Source organism: Hominilimicola fabiformis (genome assembly GCF_020687385.1).
Taxonomy (GTDB): domain Bacteria; phylum Bacillota; class Clostridia; order UBA1381; family UBA1381; genus Hominilimicola; species Hominilimicola fabiformis.
On the sequence record NZ_JAJEQM010000018.1, the window covers coordinates 1 to 14,727 of the forward strand.

At 36.4% G+C, this 14,727-nt stretch carries 16 protein-coding genes; 4 read left to right on the top strand and 12 right to left on the bottom strand.

The window, feature by feature from the left end:
• Nucleotides 1-67: 67 nt before the first annotated feature.
• From LKE05_RS11755 to LKE05_RS11780, 6 genes are all read right to left on the bottom strand, one after another.
• Nucleotides 68-1,270 carry a hypothetical protein gene (locus LKE05_RS11755; RefSeq protein WP_308456989.1) on the bottom strand — a complete coding sequence of 401 codons (1,203 nt, stop codon included), beginning with the start codon at nt 1,268-1,270 and terminating at the stop codon, nt 68-70.
• A gap of 94 nt (nt 1,271-1,364) precedes the next feature.
• Nucleotides 1,365-1,901: a hypothetical protein gene (locus LKE05_RS11760; RefSeq protein ID WP_022230686.1), complete on the bottom strand. Its 537-nt coding sequence runs from the start codon at nt 1,899-1,901 to the stop codon at nt 1,365-1,367.
• A 659-nt stretch (nt 1,902-2,560) separates the two neighbouring features.
• Nucleotides 2,561-3,145 (bottom strand): accessory gene regulator ArgB-like protein, encoded by a 585-nt coding sequence (locus LKE05_RS11765; protein ID WP_118446990.1) that lies wholly within the window; start codon nt 3,143-3,145, stop codon nt 2,561-2,563.
• A gap of 3 nt (nt 3,146-3,148) precedes the next feature.
• Nucleotides 3,149-3,319, bottom strand: a complete 171-nt coding sequence (locus tag LKE05_RS11770) for a hypothetical protein (RefSeq protein ID WP_022230684.1) — start codon at nt 3,317-3,319, stop codon at nt 3,149-3,151.
• A gap of 90 nt (nt 3,320-3,409) precedes the next feature.
• The gene (locus LKE05_RS11775) at nt 3,410-4,702 is read right to left on the bottom strand and encodes an ATP-binding protein (protein WP_147514645.1); all 1,293 of its coding nucleotides are present in this window, start codon (nt 4,700-4,702) and stop codon (nt 3,410-3,412) included.
• Nucleotides 4,684-5,400, bottom strand: a complete 717-nt coding sequence (locus tag LKE05_RS11780; RefSeq protein WP_022230682.1) for a LytR/AlgR family response regulator transcription factor — start codon at nt 5,398-5,400, stop codon at nt 4,684-4,686. Before LKE05_RS11780 ends, LKE05_RS11775 begins: the two co-directional genes overlap by 19 nt.
• A gap of 330 nt (nt 5,401-5,730) precedes the next feature.
• On the opposite strand from LKE05_RS11780, the gene LKE05_RS11785 reads away from it, so the two are divergent.
• The 4 genes from LKE05_RS11785 to LKE05_RS11800 all read left to right on the top strand — a co-directional run bounded on the left by LKE05_RS11785 (nt 5,731) and on the right by LKE05_RS11800 (nt 8,368).
• On the top strand, nt 5,731-6,060 hold the full coding sequence (locus LKE05_RS11785; protein WP_022230681.1) for a plasmid mobilization protein: 330 nt from the start codon (nt 5,731-5,733) through the stop codon (nt 6,058-6,060).
• Nucleotides 6,021-7,361 (top strand): relaxase/mobilization nuclease domain-containing protein, encoded by a 1,341-nt coding sequence (locus tag LKE05_RS11790; RefSeq protein ID WP_022230680.1) that lies wholly within the window; start codon nt 6,021-6,023, stop codon nt 7,359-7,361. Before LKE05_RS11785 ends, LKE05_RS11790 begins: the two co-directional genes overlap by 40 nt.
• Before the next feature lie 123 nt (nt 7,362-7,484).
• Complete coding sequence (locus LKE05_RS11795) at nt 7,485-8,054, top strand: hypothetical protein (RefSeq protein ID WP_022230679.1); 570 nt, start codon at nt 7,485-7,487, stop codon at nt 8,052-8,054.
• Complete coding sequence (locus LKE05_RS11800) at nt 8,051-8,368, top strand: hypothetical protein (RefSeq protein ID WP_022230678.1); 318 nt, start codon at nt 8,051-8,053, stop codon at nt 8,366-8,368. The genes LKE05_RS11795 and LKE05_RS11800 overlap by 4 nt, the downstream gene beginning before the upstream one ends.
• Before the next feature lie 32 nt (nt 8,369-8,400).
• Here LKE05_RS11800 and LKE05_RS11805 read toward each other — a convergent pair whose 3' ends face one another.
• From LKE05_RS11805 to LKE05_RS14090, 6 genes are all read right to left on the bottom strand, one after another.
• Nucleotides 8,401-8,850, bottom strand: a complete 450-nt coding sequence (locus LKE05_RS11805; protein WP_022230677.1) for a hypothetical protein — start codon at nt 8,848-8,850, stop codon at nt 8,401-8,403.
• A 461-nt stretch (nt 8,851-9,311) separates the two neighbouring features.
• The gene (locus LKE05_RS11810; RefSeq protein WP_118445735.1) at nt 9,312-9,677 is read right to left on the bottom strand and encodes a cysteine-rich VLP domain-containing protein; all 366 of its coding nucleotides are present in this window, start codon (nt 9,675-9,677) and stop codon (nt 9,312-9,314) included.
• A complete protein-coding gene (locus LKE05_RS11815) occupies nt 9,674-11,740 on the bottom strand; it encodes a DUF3846 domain-containing protein (protein ID WP_022230676.1) in 2,067 nt (688 codons plus the stop codon). Before LKE05_RS11815 ends, LKE05_RS11810 begins: the two co-directional genes overlap by 4 nt.
• A 3-nt stretch (nt 11,741-11,743) precedes the next feature.
• Nucleotides 11,744-11,956 (bottom strand): transposon-transfer assisting family protein, encoded by a 213-nt coding sequence (locus LKE05_RS11820; RefSeq protein WP_022230675.1) that lies wholly within the window; start codon nt 11,954-11,956, stop codon nt 11,744-11,746.
• The gene (locus LKE05_RS11825; RefSeq protein WP_022230674.1) at nt 11,953-12,693 is read right to left on the bottom strand and encodes a hypothetical protein; all 741 of its coding nucleotides are present in this window, start codon (nt 12,691-12,693) and stop codon (nt 11,953-11,955) included. The genes LKE05_RS11820 and LKE05_RS11825 overlap by 4 nt, the downstream gene beginning before the upstream one ends.
• Before the next feature lie 3 nt (nt 12,694-12,696).
• Nucleotides 12,697-14,727, bottom strand: a complete 2,031-nt coding sequence (locus tag LKE05_RS14090) for an ArdC-like ssDNA-binding domain-containing protein (protein WP_022230673.1) — start codon at nt 14,725-14,727, stop codon at nt 12,697-12,699.

Consider the following 14,727-nt stretch of genomic DNA (forward strand, 5'->3'; position numbering starts at 1 on the left):
TAAAAAAATTCCTCCTATGATTTATTTATATTCTATCATAGAAGGATTATTTTTTACAGACTTTTTCTCACACTCTCGGCGCACCTATCAAGCCTATGTCACAAGCAATCGCACCTGATGAATGATTACTGTTAGAGGACATATAGATATATGCGTTTGTAGGTGTATCGCTGTCAAATTTCAATTTTGCCTGAGAAAGCAGAACTTTTGAGGACATTGACTTGTAGCCGTCATAGCTTATTGACTTTTTATAAACATATGCGCCTGTATTACCCTCTAACGCCCACACTTCCGGCGCTCTTATCGCTGATGAATAAGAATGAGAATACGGCTGAGGCTCGCTTCTGCCGCTTGTATTGCTGCCGTAAACGCCGTCTGCTCTTACGGAATGGGAATATAAAGCATAAGAAGTCCAATCCTTAACCTCTGCGGCTGTTGTTGCCGTTCCGTAGAAATTGCCGAATTGAAACAAATAAAATTTACTTGTATTGTATGGCTCGTACTTAAATACCACCGTTCCGTCATTAGACTGCGCCACATACCAATTTGTTTTTCTGTTCTTTGACAGGTATTGAATAGCATAGAACGGTTCATTTGCTGTCAAATTATCCTGTTTTATACCGTTAGCGTTATAAACATAAAACTTTGTTGATGATGTGGTTGTCGATTGGCGGCTGCCTGCGTCCGTGTACGGAACAGGATTATATTCTGCGCCCTGACTGTCCGCTAAGACAATATCCATAGGAGGCTCAACATTTTTGTTGTATTCCTGTTTTGCGTCATTCACTGTTTCAGGAATATTATCGTCAACAATAATTGAACCCGAACGGCTAAGGCTGTTCTTCATAACTCTGTCGCGCTGAATTTCAGATTGAAAAGTAGGTATGCCTGTTTCTGAAAAATCAATCTGCAATGCCGAATATTCGTCTTTGGTTTTGTTATGGAACAGTAAAACAACAAGGTTTCCATTTTCATAGTCAACATTATTAAAAGTCATTGTCAAAACATTGTTATTATCAAATGACATATCGGCATTGTCAAAATTGACAATGCTGAATTCGTCGTTGTCGTTCCACTCCGAATTGATTTCTGACGCTGCTATTTCCGTTTTCCACGCATTGCTTGACGGAATGGCAATACTGAGTGGCGTATTGTCATTTAGATAGTCTAATGGTTCATATATTCCATTACGCTGTTCAGCAAGAACTATGGTAGAGTTTAACAATATAAATATCAATGAATAAATAATAAGTATTTTTGTTGCTTTCATCAAAATCAAATAATCCTTTCTATAAAATTTAGAGAACATATATTTAATTAAAATGGAGTATGCTCTTTACAAGCATACTCCATAAACTGTTGTATTATTTTGAAATAGTATATGCGTAATATGAGGCATTACCTGCGGTGTAGTATGTGCTTACTCTAAAGTAATAATCCCCGTCACTTCCTGTACCATCAAGTGTACCCTCGCTGCTCTTAGGGACATCTTCAGCTACTGCCAAGCAAACATTTTTTGAATTGTATAATGCTACATTGTATTTAGGACCGCCTTCCCATATTGAAAGTCCAAATTTTACAATGCTATTGCCGTCAGCAGAGAAAGAGTTTGTCTTATTTCCTACTCCTGTTTGGATATTAGGAATATAAACTCTTCCGCTCGCATTAGCTAATGCGATTTCCGGCTCTTCTTTTTCTGCAAAATCAAGCGATATATTAGGGTCATAAATCGTGATTTTTATTCCGTCTTCGGTACGATAGGTTACTGGGTTATCCGCTGATGCAGCTTTTGTGTCCACTTCAGAACGCATAGGAATGTTTGCCGCAAATGCCGAAATGCTCATAGCCGATACTGCCATAATAGCAGCCAAACCCATTGTAATAATCTTTCTCAATTTCATAATAAATCGTCCTTTCTTGTCATAACGCCAATTCGCCTGCTTTCATAAAACAAGCTCTTATACATCACTTGACAAATCAAAGGAATTTGTATATACTGAGGTAATAAGAGAGGTACTCTATTTATCTTTAATCAGGCTTGCGTGCGTAGATTTAAGATTGAGGGTATCTCTTGTTTTATGTCTAACATAAAATCAGCATTATATTTGTTTTTTTGTTTTTGAAACTTTGCATTATCCATACAGAAAATCCATAAGACCGTCCTATGCCGATACGCGTATCATTTTGCCGGCTTGATATATGCTTTTCTGCAACATCAAAATATCGGGTTTGCCCCTATGTGATAAGCTCACTAAACTAACATTGAGAAATAGCATTTATCGCGCATATTCAGATTTTACAAACTGTCCGTATCAGACAATGCACCGTTTCGTATGTACTCAATCCCTGTTTATAAATCATAAACAATTTACCATATATCCCATAGGTATATTGTGATTGGTTGTGAGGGGATATATAATAAGCTGTTTTGCTTATATCTGCATTATACGGCAGGAAAATTTTGATGTCAATAGCTTTTGCCTAAGCGGTCGTATATTTGCCCCAGCGGTTAAAATTTGACAAAAAATTACCCTTATCCTTTTTTGGATAAGGGTAATTCTTAATTGTGTTTTCGTACAGTTAAATACATTTTACCGGCTATAACAAACACAGCAACACTTATAATACTAAGCGATATGATTTTAGATAATATAAGCTGACGAAAGACTATGGCTGTTACACTCCAGCATACCGCACTTATGATTATTAAAATTCTCGCCGTTATTCCGAATATCCGCTGTTCTTTTTCGTCAAGCGGCTTGTTCGCCGCTTCAACAGGTGAAAGAATAGAAAGTATTATCAGCGCTGTTAAGGTAAGCAAGCCCCATACGGTCATACTGTACGGAACATACCTTACAACTGCCAATACAACCGGACACATAATGCAAGATGATAAATAACATTTCAGCGATGTTGAGAAATGATACCCTCCGCAATATTTACGCAAGATTTTATATACGAGCCAGAATAAAATACATTCCCATATCATACCCATAGCAAGTCCTATAATTATCATAGTAATATCTGTAATCAATATATTTAAGATAATTTCAAGGGCATATACATATTCGTCATATTGTTCCTGTTTTATGTAGTTATTGAGGATTGCATACATAATTGCTTTCTCTGAAATTTTATGTATCATAGCTTAAAACTTTCTGTACTTTTTTATGCTGTTCGGCGGCGTCGGCTGACCGTTTACAATACAGCAGGTTGAGTTTGTGTGAAAAAGAAGAAATGCAGGTACAATAACAGGCAATGCCTTGATTGCAAATGACGCTCCTTTTTGACACAACTTTTTTACTCTACTTAATAGCATAGTAAATTCCTCCTTCTCTTTTGATGAAATTATTTTAGCAAATAATGTTATTTAAGTCAACCCAAATTGCCTAAGCGGTCGTATATTTGCCTAAGCGGTTAAATTTTGTATTATTATCGTTGTGGAAAATATCTTTTGTTCTTTGTTATATTTCCAATCCAAAGAACCATTATAAGCTGATAATGCTCTGCTGATACTGTTCATTCCTATACCGTGCAGCTTCGCATTATCCTTGTGAGTTTTTAGTCTGCCGTTTATTACAATAGGCTCTATATCTGATGTATTTTCTATCTTTATAACTATAAAATTTTGATTTTCAGTATGTATATTCAAATAAATTTTTTTCTCTGATGAATGGGCGCAGCTTTCCATAGCATTATTTATTAAATTAGAAAATATAGTTACAATATCCATATCGTTAAAAAACGACAGCTCGGCTCGTATGGGATCTATCAAAAATTGTATATTTTGATTTTCACATTCTTCTTTCTTCTTAGATAAAAGCACATTTAAGATTTTATTATCTGAATATTCAATAAATTTAGGCTGAGAAAATTTGCCGCAAATAGATTTTATATATTCCTGAGCGGTTTCATTATCAGCTCCGATTAAAGAGCTTAAAGCACCTATATGTTCTTTGAAATCGTGATTAAGTATTGAGGCTTGCTGATTATTTTCTTTTAACATCATATATTCGTCATAATCAAATTTTTCTTTTAATTGCTGAGCTTCCAACTCTGCTTTCTCTGTTTCCATTATCATCAATTTTTGATTTATTGCAAAAATAATAATATTCATTATTATTAGTATGAAGCACACCAATGACAATAAGTGTGATGTTGTATTGACTTTCATCACAAGCATAATTATAATAACAGTCAAAATAGGAATAGATAAAAGTCCAAGAGAGGTAGCTTGTACATTTTTCTGTTTTTTGCAGAATACGCGGCTTATTATCATTATTCCAATTAAATATAAGAGTTTGCTTGCAAATGTCAATATAAGCGACTGTGAAGATGTCATTGCTATGGTATTGTCAGGTATAATTCTAATATATGGAATAAATATAACTAAAAATTCACACGCCGAAGTTATAGCCGCGAGTAAAATACTTTGAAACAATGCGCTTTTCCAGCTAATGCGATAACATACGCCAAAAATAACAAGGTGTATTACAACAAAAGTTAAAGTATTTACAACTATCTTTCCGCGTGCACATATAAACAAATCAGCAATATAAACTAATGCAATTATTGCATAACAAAGATACTTATTTCTTTTTCTGTAAAATAAAGTGTCAGCATAATAAATAAAAATTATATATTCAAATATTATTGCTAATACCATTCCTAAATCAATCCGCATTATTTTTCTCCAATCCATTTAGCAAAGTTTTTTTGAAAATCCTCTTGCTTACGCCGCGACAAATATATTTCATATTCTGTCTCCCTATATCCGCAATAGATTTTATCTTTGCCATATCTTTTTATATAACTGAAATTTATACAATATCCCCTAAAAGGCTCAAAAAAATTTGTGTAATCTTTTACTTGTTCAAAAACCGTCTGATACGGAATACTTACAATAATTTCACCTTTGGTCGTTATAATATGTGTTTTCTTGTTTTGAACATATATGTAAATAATATTACTGATAAATATTTGTATGTTTTCCGAATTTACCATTACATTGATGAATTGATTATTTTTGTATAGCTCCTGTATAGCTGAGTCAATTCCATAGACCAAGCGGCGCCTGTCTATTGGTTTTGTCCAAAATCTGAACGGTCGCACATTAGACGCATTATCAAAATATGCTTCGTAATTGGTTACAAAAAAGAATAAACAGCTTTTATTTGTTATACTTATTTTTTCAGCTAAACTAATACCGTCCATTTCAGCCATTTCAATGTCTAAAAATATAATATCATAGACAGTGTCGGACTGTAACAACTTTTGCGGTGAACTAAAAATGTCGATTGAGTGTTTTATTTTCTTTTCATTTAAAACATCTTTTATAAGCCTTAACTCATTATTTAAGGCTATTTTATCATCATCACATAAAGCTATACACAGTGTCATTATTTCATCTCACTTTCAATGTAAATTAAAAATATTTTTCAGTAAATTCGTAATATCTTTATGTATATTACAACACAATCACAATAAATAAATTTTATTATAAAAGCTATAAATTGTCAAGATTTTTACACTGTTTTGCTATATTTTCATTAAAGATGTGCAGAAAAACTTATTTTTATTTGTTACCCATATATAAGGGGTTTTTGCTACCAGCAAGCAAAGCCGCCGGGTACCCGAACGGCGATTTTTTGTTTGTCTATGCCTTGCAAAAGTCACAAAAAATATTTTGGGAACAAATCCCAAACCCAGATAAAAAACGGAGGTAAATATATGGAAAAGCGAAAAAGAAATATTCAAATCAAATTCAGAGTAACAGAAGAAGAAAAACAGTTAATTGAGCAGAAAATGGCGCAGCTACCGACACGACAGATAGGCGCGTATTTACGGAAAATGGCGATTGACGGTTTAATTATTTATACTGACACAACCAACATTAAGGAAATGAACAAGGAATTACATTCTATCGGCGTTAATATAAATCAAATTGCAAAGCGCGTAAATGAAACTGGCTCCATTTATGAGGAAGATATAAAGGAAATTCAAGAAAGGTTAAATAAAATATGGCAATTACAACGAACCATACTATTGACACTACCCTAAGAAAAGCCATTGACTATATTTTAAATCCCGATAAGACAGACGCAAAGCTGCTTGTTCACGCATACGCCTGTACTCCTGAAATTGCAGATATTGAATTTGATTGCACAAGAGAACACGCATATAATAAGGGAGAACATCTCGCGCGTCATATCATACAGGCATTTTCGCCGGGTGAAACCACACCCGAACAGGCTCACGAAATCGGAAAGCGTTTCGCTGATGAACTGCTGGGCGGTAAATTTGAATACATTTTGACAACGCATATTGACAAGGGACATATTCATAATCATATAATTTGTAATGACGTCAGTTTTGTTGATTACAAGCATATCCACATCAATGAAAAGTGGTATAACCATTCACGCCGCATAAATGACAGACTATGCAAGGAATACGGATTATCCGTTGTCGAACCAAACGCTGAAAGGAAAAATAAAAATACCAAGTATGAGAATAAACCGACAAGCTGGAGGGCGAAACTGAAAACCGAGATTGACAAGATAATTCCGCAAGTAAAAGATTTTGAGGATTTTTTGCGTCTTATGGAATTACAGGGCTATGAGATAAAACGAGGTCAATATATATCTGTCCGCGCCAAAGGGCAGGAACGGTTTATACGTCTGAAAGCTCAAACGCTGGGCGAAAGATACAGTGTTGAGGGAATTACAAAACGGATTGAAAAATCGCGCAAACGCAAGCCGATTATTCGTGATAACCGTATCAGCCTTATTATTGATATTCAGAATTGCATTAAGGCGCAAGAAAGCAAGGGCTACGAGCATTGGGCTAAAATCAATAATCTTAAACAGGCTTCAAAGACGCTTAATTATTTGACCGAGCATAATATAAACAGCTATTCGGAATTGGAAAGCCGTATTGATGAAACGTGCAAACAGTTTGACGATACCGCCGACAAGTTCAAATCAGTTGAACGGAATTTGAACGACATAAATATTTTACGAAAGCATATAAGCACATATAAGGCGCTCCGTCCTGTATATGATAAATATGTCAAGTCGAATAACAAGGCAAAGTTTGAAAAGGAACACCAACGGGAAATTATTTTATTTAAGGCTTCTCATAAATATTTATCGCAGGAGCAGACCGATAGAAAATTACCGACGCTTGAAAGCGTAAATGTTCAGCGTATGGAATTAGAGGAGCAGCGGCAGAAATTATATACCGATTACAGAAAAGCGAAAAAAGAGGTGTCCGAAATTGATATTGTAAAAGCTAATGTTGACGCTATGCTGCACACTCCGCAAAGGAGCGAACCGACAAGAGAAAATCAGATAGAATAGTCATTCGGCGTTTTATACAGGCTGATGTTAAAACCTTGTGCGCTTTTCCGGCTGGGCGCGGCATATAGTAAGTGATATAATTAGTATAGAGAAAATATATTTTAATTTCAGGAGGTTTTCACTATGAAAAAGAAAATTATTACACTAACACTAATCGCTGCATTATCAGCGACAGCGACAACAGCGTTTGCCGCCCCGATTCCAAGAGAAAGCGCGCCGCTTAATGCGACAGAAGCACAAATCCAAATCACTGAAAATATTGTAGGTGATATTCTTGATGAAGTGCAGACGGGCAAGCTCGGTTACACATTAGCTGCCGGATATGCTAATACAAAAATCCGCAAGGCTGTAATGGCAAATCAGACAGACGGTAACGGTTACGGTATCTTATCGCCAATCGCGCAGAACGCAATCCGCGTTATGAGGGATAAACAGTTAAGACCTGACGCATACGCAAAAGCGGAGGAAGAATTAAAGGTATTGATTGCAGATGTGATTACAGCGGTTCAGAACGGTATGGATATTGACACTGCAACAAAAACGGCTTATGAGAAAATCTATCAATCAGCAGACACATCATTTAATTATGACGAGCAATTTTCACTTGATACCTGTTATCGAGATATTCCCGCTGTCGGAATGGAAATGTTTACAGTCGCAAGGAAATTGTTATTGGAGGCTGCCGTAAAATGAAAATTGAAGAAATAGATAATTGTGATGATTTAGACGATATAAAGGTTTTCGCAATATTGGTTACTGATGTTCCAAGCAAATATGTAGCCCAAGCAAAGAAAATAGACGGAAAGTATTATAAAGAGGATTGTTTTGGAATAGAGATTTCATATCACGCTGACGAGGACAAATATGTTATATCGTCCGAATATGATAAACAACTGTATTATGTGGATTTTAACGGTAATTGGCATTGGTTGGATTATACTTTTACACAAGCAGAAAAAGACGCAGCAATAGAGTTATGCAAAAAGGATTTACAAAAGGAAGCATAACCAAAGCGGTTATGCTTCCTTTTTCTCTTTGACTATATAATATTCTTTTCTAACAACTCGGTAACTTCTCTTACGCTACGTCCTTGTGAATGTATGGCATTGAGCAAATTTTGGATTTCTTCGTTTGTTGGCTTTTGTACACTATTCTTCGTTTTAGGAGTATGGTCATTTATATATTTTTGAATAAGTAATACTAATTCGTTAATCCCAATTTCACCCAAATTCTTTATTCCCCATATTTGCGGCAAAGTCAAATTTAGTAGTTTTTCTAAATCAATAATATTTTTAAATCGTATAATAGCAGACACGACTCTTGCAGACAAACAAAGTTGTGAGAGCGGAATGTTTTTGTAGATTTCGGATTTTACATTAAAAATTTCTGCTAATGTATAATCAGATGTTTTATATTTATTCGTTAATTCTTTTATGTTTTGTTTATCTTGTTCTGATAATTTTTGATATAGGGTAGATTTTAAATCCATATGTAACAACTCTTTTCATTAAATAAAATTGCATAATAAAAGTGCGTCGCTTCAATAGAGGCAACGCACAAAAAATGCGATACTCTATTGTCTGCGAAAACAATTTTTATACTTTCCAATATACGTTGTAACATATGGCACAAAGTATTAAAAAGAGTACGCATTTTTATCATATGATAAAAATGTTTTTCTTCGTGCCAAAAAAAATTGTATGCAAAAAAAGCTATAAATATAAAAATTGTTTTCGCATTTATAAATATATCATAAATTACTATTATTGTAAATACCTTTTTACATCAAAAAAATAAGACAGGAATAACGGCTAATATAACAGTTATTCCTATCTATATTTAATATAAAATGTCCGCGTTTTCAATCCTATTTTAAGGGTATTTGATATGCTATCATTACTTTATCAATTTTAGGCTTTGAAACACTTGATTTTATGCGGTTTTATTCCCTTAAAATGCGGACATAGACCGCTTATTTCTTTTCCGTTCAGCGTCTTTACGCAATCGTATCTTTCGGCGGCATTTATCACAATATTTTGAATTGCGCCCTGTCGGCGTATATTCATTACCGCAAACCGTACATTTTTTCCTGTTCTTCGGCTTCATCAGCTTTATGTACAATTCCTTATCATTCGGCAAAACCGCTGTTCTGAACCATTTACAATTAAGTGAATATGAAATACTTTGAGGGCAGACGCAAGGCTCGCCGTCATCAAGTAAAATACAATTCCCGTTGTCATAATTACAGCATTGATTTTTTATCAATGCTCGGCTCCGCCGCGCCTGTTCGGGCGTCATTCGTATAATATCACTCATAGCGTTTCCTCACGCGGCTTTTTCTGCGGCTGCGGCTTATCAGTATTGTTTTGTTCCTTTTGCAATCTGTCTAACTTTGCTTTAATTGAGGGCTTGACCTCGACCGCCGTTATTTTTCCGTTAATTCTCATAAACATTTCAGGTTTAGCAAAACGCTCTGAAAACTGCTTTATCTGGTCTTTATCAAGGCTGCCGAAGTTGTCGCCAGATAATCCTGCTAATACAAATGTTCCTGCGATAATATCGTACATATTATCCTCTGCGTCATAAAGCGCACGGTTTAATTCCATTCTCTCATTTTTGCCCTCGTCATTACAAATAAGACCGACAGGCTCCGCAAACGGATATACAACTTCAATTCTGCCGCCAACCTCTTTCTGGAGGGCTTCAAGACCTGTCGAAATTTCCTTTATATAAGGCTCCTGCATAGGCGGCACAATTAGAACGGTCATTTTTTGCGGCTCCGTAGGTACGGTAACGCGATATTCGTCAGGTATGTTTTTACCGTCATACACTTTGTCAAACTCCGTCCAGCCTGTTTCTAAGACAATACCGTCAAGCAAATATCCGCCATGATCGTATGCGTGATGTTTGCCGTATTCTTCATAATTCATATTTCTTTCATCAAGCATATCTCGGTGTGCAATATACTTTCCGTAATCTGCCCAATTAGATATATTGTCAACAATATTATAATACTCCATATTGTATGTAATATTTATTGCGTCCGTTATATTTTTACATTCGCCGGCTTTAAGCGCGGTTTGAAAAACGGTCATTTCAGTATCTTCCAATTCCGATATACGCATAGCAAAATAATTTAGCGCGTCAACGCTTTCATACATAGTTAAACACTTTTTTAAATCATCATTGCCGCAAGCGTAATCATCAAAAAAGTATGTATCAGGGCTTGCGTTTTCAGGTAAGCCTATTTCTGCAAATGTCCGCTTTACCGTTTCCGCGTCTGTCGGGAAAGACAGTTCCGTACCGCTTGTTTCTCTGTTTCCGTTGTCATATTCGGAACGGTTGACGATAAAAGCTGCAAATTTATAGTCATTCATATTTTTTAACACTCCTTTTTCATTTTTTTGTTTTTCGGCTGTCTGTTCAATATTACGGTTGTAATCGGGATAATTGAACGGTTCACCATTAAAGGTTATTTCCCGTATGGGCTCAAATTTTGATAATACACCTTTTTGCAATTCCGCAAATTCCTGATAATCACTTTTTGTAAAAGCTCCGTTTTCTATCATTTCAGATTGAGATAATACCCAGCCAGAACCGCATAGGAAAGAGAACATTTTTTTATTATCGGAAATAAAGGTTAAGGAATTATCCGAATTGTTATAAAACGGCAATGATTTTTTTTCGGAATTATATAGATTGCGTTCACTTTTTCCCAAATAAACATTACCGTCTTTTCCGAGAAAAGCCGTCAGACCTTTATAATTATTTAATGCCGCCGATGTTATATGAACCCCTGTAAATTCGGGAGCTTCTGTATATTCCTTTAATCCTTTGAAATATGCCTTTTGTTGACCGTCATAATTTATGACGATAATATCCCTTAAATCAGGCTGATAAACAGCAGCGCCGGCGGCTTTATTTATCATTAAGCCTACGTCTATTTCCATAGGCGTTTTATACTGTTCAAGCGGTTCGGAACGAACAATCTCATACATATCCTTATTTATATAATTTCCTTTTTCTCTTTCAGACTTTAAGCTATATCCGCATTTTTTGTCATAATCCGATTTCAGATGATAGACAGAATATTGATTTTTTCTAAATTCCGTTTCATAAGCATTAAGGCGGTTCATCAGTGCGTCGCCCTCGTGTCCCAATACGGAAGATATGAGATGTTTAATATAAAATGTGTCGCTTTCTAACATTTTATCCGCAAGTATTTCACGCTGCCTTTGTTCCATAGGAAATTTTGTCCTGTATTTCAAATTATGCGCTCTTAAAAATGCGTCTATTTCAAAAGCAAGTTCAAATACTTCGTCTAATTCGTAATCCTGAGTAGCACCGTCCGGCTCTCTAAAATCTTTTTCATCTGCCATAGGCTAATCCTCCATATCAATATCAGGTTCAAGCTCCAGCTTAGAAAATTCATCATTCGTCATACGCTCCAGCTTGTCAATAACCGTTTCCGTAATTTCCTTTAATTCCGTATCTTCAATGTACGGAACAGAAAAACGGAGCTCTTTTAAAAGCTCCGTCTTATCAGATGTATCATAAATACACATCAAATTTATTTCGTCCTGTGAAAATGTCATAGTAAAATATCCTCCTTTTGTTGTTGTGTTTTTGATTTCATCGGTTCGGATTTACCCTTGTTTTCCGCAAGCTGCTTTTTGATTGATGGCTTTTTCGCTGTCCGTTCTGCAATTATGGCATTGTATAAATCAATATCTGCCTGCGTTAGTAAATCTGCTTCGCCAAAATCTTTGCTTAATTCGACGTGGGTTATAATATCCTCCTTTTCAGCTTCCGTCATTTTATCAAGCTGCGCCTTGATTTTCTTTTTTGACAAATCCGCAATATGATTGTCAATATTGCCGCATTTCAGCTTTTCAAGTCGTTTATGCTCGCACGATAGAGTAAATTTTAATTCTTCATCAGCGGAAACACTATCGGCACACACCGAAACATTTATAACGTGTTTAAAATGCTTCGGATAATCTAATTCATAAAGATTGCCCTTGATGACTTCATTTTCAAAACCCGTTATTTTAATAGCATAGGCAATAATATTGTCGTGTGCCTGTTCGCCATAGTATGTCCAAGTATTATATGCTGATGTATCTTTTGTAAAGACGTCCGTTTCACAATAACAGTATGTACCGTTCAGACGCGACATAAAAAGTAAATACTTATCTTCTGCACTGTCGCTTAACGCTGCCGTATGTATTGTATCAACATCAAGAAAAAAATCATTTTTGTAATGCTCTGTATTTATGTTCATTATTCGGCGCAGCGAATTTATAATATCCACATTTTCAAACTTACGCATAGCTTAAACCTCCAAAGCCGCATTTTTGACCTTTTCGGATTTTTGCGGCTGTTTATCTGCCTGCGCCTTTGCTTCCGCCAACTGCTTTTTGATTGACGGCTTTTTCTTAGATGTCTCATTTTTGGAAGGCGTTTTGCCTTTCTTAACTTTTTCCGCTTCATTTGCCGCGATAATATCCATAATAGCGACAGGTTCGCCATTCTTCGCCTTTGCTTCAAGCTCGTCAATGGTAGGTGTGTCTTTGGAATTGTCCTCCGGCTCAAATACTTTTGCGCCGTCTGCCGCGTCTGCGTCCGACAATTCAGAAAATCCGTCCTGTTCGGCTATCTTCGCCGGTTCCTCGTTTCGTTTCTGAAATTCAGACGGTAATGTACCGTCTAATGGTCTGATATACTCCACCTTGTCAGCAGCGTTAAGGACTTCGCCTGTTAATGGCTGCTGCCACGCTTTTATTTTCGGCTCCCAATGAAAACCGTTTGCCTTTAATTCGGCGCGGATATTATCGTCCGGCTTTTCATTAAAAAATACTTGCAGATAATTAGCGTCTGTATTGATTGCAGCGTATCCGCCGTTAAAATCCCAGCCCGTAAATTGTGTATAATCCGTTTCCTGTTCGGTCTGCTCAATATCCTTTGCAAGCTCTTTATAATACTCGTCAATGCCTAATATAATTTCATTCGCCGTTTTTTGTATTGTGTCAAGGGAAGCGTTTAACTCCGGTAATTCCTTATCTTTGCTCCAACCCGCAACATATCCGAAAGAATAATCGGAAGTGTCAATCCCATATCGCTGACAAACGGTATAGGCGACGCTTTCAGCTTCAACCTCCATTGTACGATTGTTCTTTTGTTCTTCGGGCGTCAATTCCGTTGATTTTTCTTTGAGAATATTGTGTAGTTTAGCGTGTGCAATTTCGTGTATCAGCGTTTTTAACTGCTGAACCTCGCTCATACCGTTTTTTACGGCTATTCGCTGTTCTTCAAAATTACAATATCCCTTTGCTCCCGTATCTATATCCTCATACCCAATAGGCATAGGCGATATTTTTTCAAGTGCGGCATAAAACTTTTTGAAATCCGCAACATTGCCCGTAAGCTCGTCAACTCCCAAACTCGGCAGCGGTTCGCCCTCCGTCTGCGACAAGTCAAATACGGTAGCAACTCGGAAAGTGGGGATAGTTACTTCTTTTTCCTCTGTAAGCGGTTTACCGTCCCAGCCTATAATCGGCTTGTTTGTTGCCGGATTTATTTTCTCAATCTGCTTTTTTGTTTTGTATGAGGACGGCGCGATTATTTTAATACCGCGTTCACCTCGTTTTACTGTGCGTTTGTGATTATCGCGCCATGCGCCAAATCCCGCCACCATAGAAGCGTCGGGCTTTTGCATTAAAATCAAAAGCGAATTTCTAAAACTGTAATTATGGAATTTTGACATACACGCAAGATATTCCGCATATTTATCGCCGTTAAATATGTCTTTCACTCCGTCCTCCAGCTTTTTCAAAATCTCGCTCAATTTTTCATAGGGCGTTTCGCCGGATAATTCTATCGCCTGTACAGAAGCCCTTGACGGCTCCGATTTTTCAGGCGCTTTTGTTGCTTGTGCTTTTGCCATTAGCTCAACCTCTCTTTCAGTTATAATATTTTCCAAAGGCTGCGGCTTCGTATTGCCGAACCCTCTTATTTCTGTTTTCATATTTGCGTTATTTCTGTAAAACATAATAAGCGTATCAAGCGCTTTATTAAAAATAGATTTTGCGGCAGTCGGAACGGAGGGCGTAAAATCTATTACGCCCGTTTTACCGCTTCCAACCCAGCCACTCACAAACTCGTTGAAATTTGACCTTATACCTATACGCCGATATTCCGTAACCTTTTTATAAAAGAAATCGTTGCATTGTGTTTGTATTCCCAAAATCAACGTGCCTGTCTGCGGATTATACATAAAACGGCGGTTTTGGATTTTCTGAATATCAAATGTTTCCGTATTAGTATCAATCCGCATAATTCCGTTTGTTATGTCAATACGTTTCAT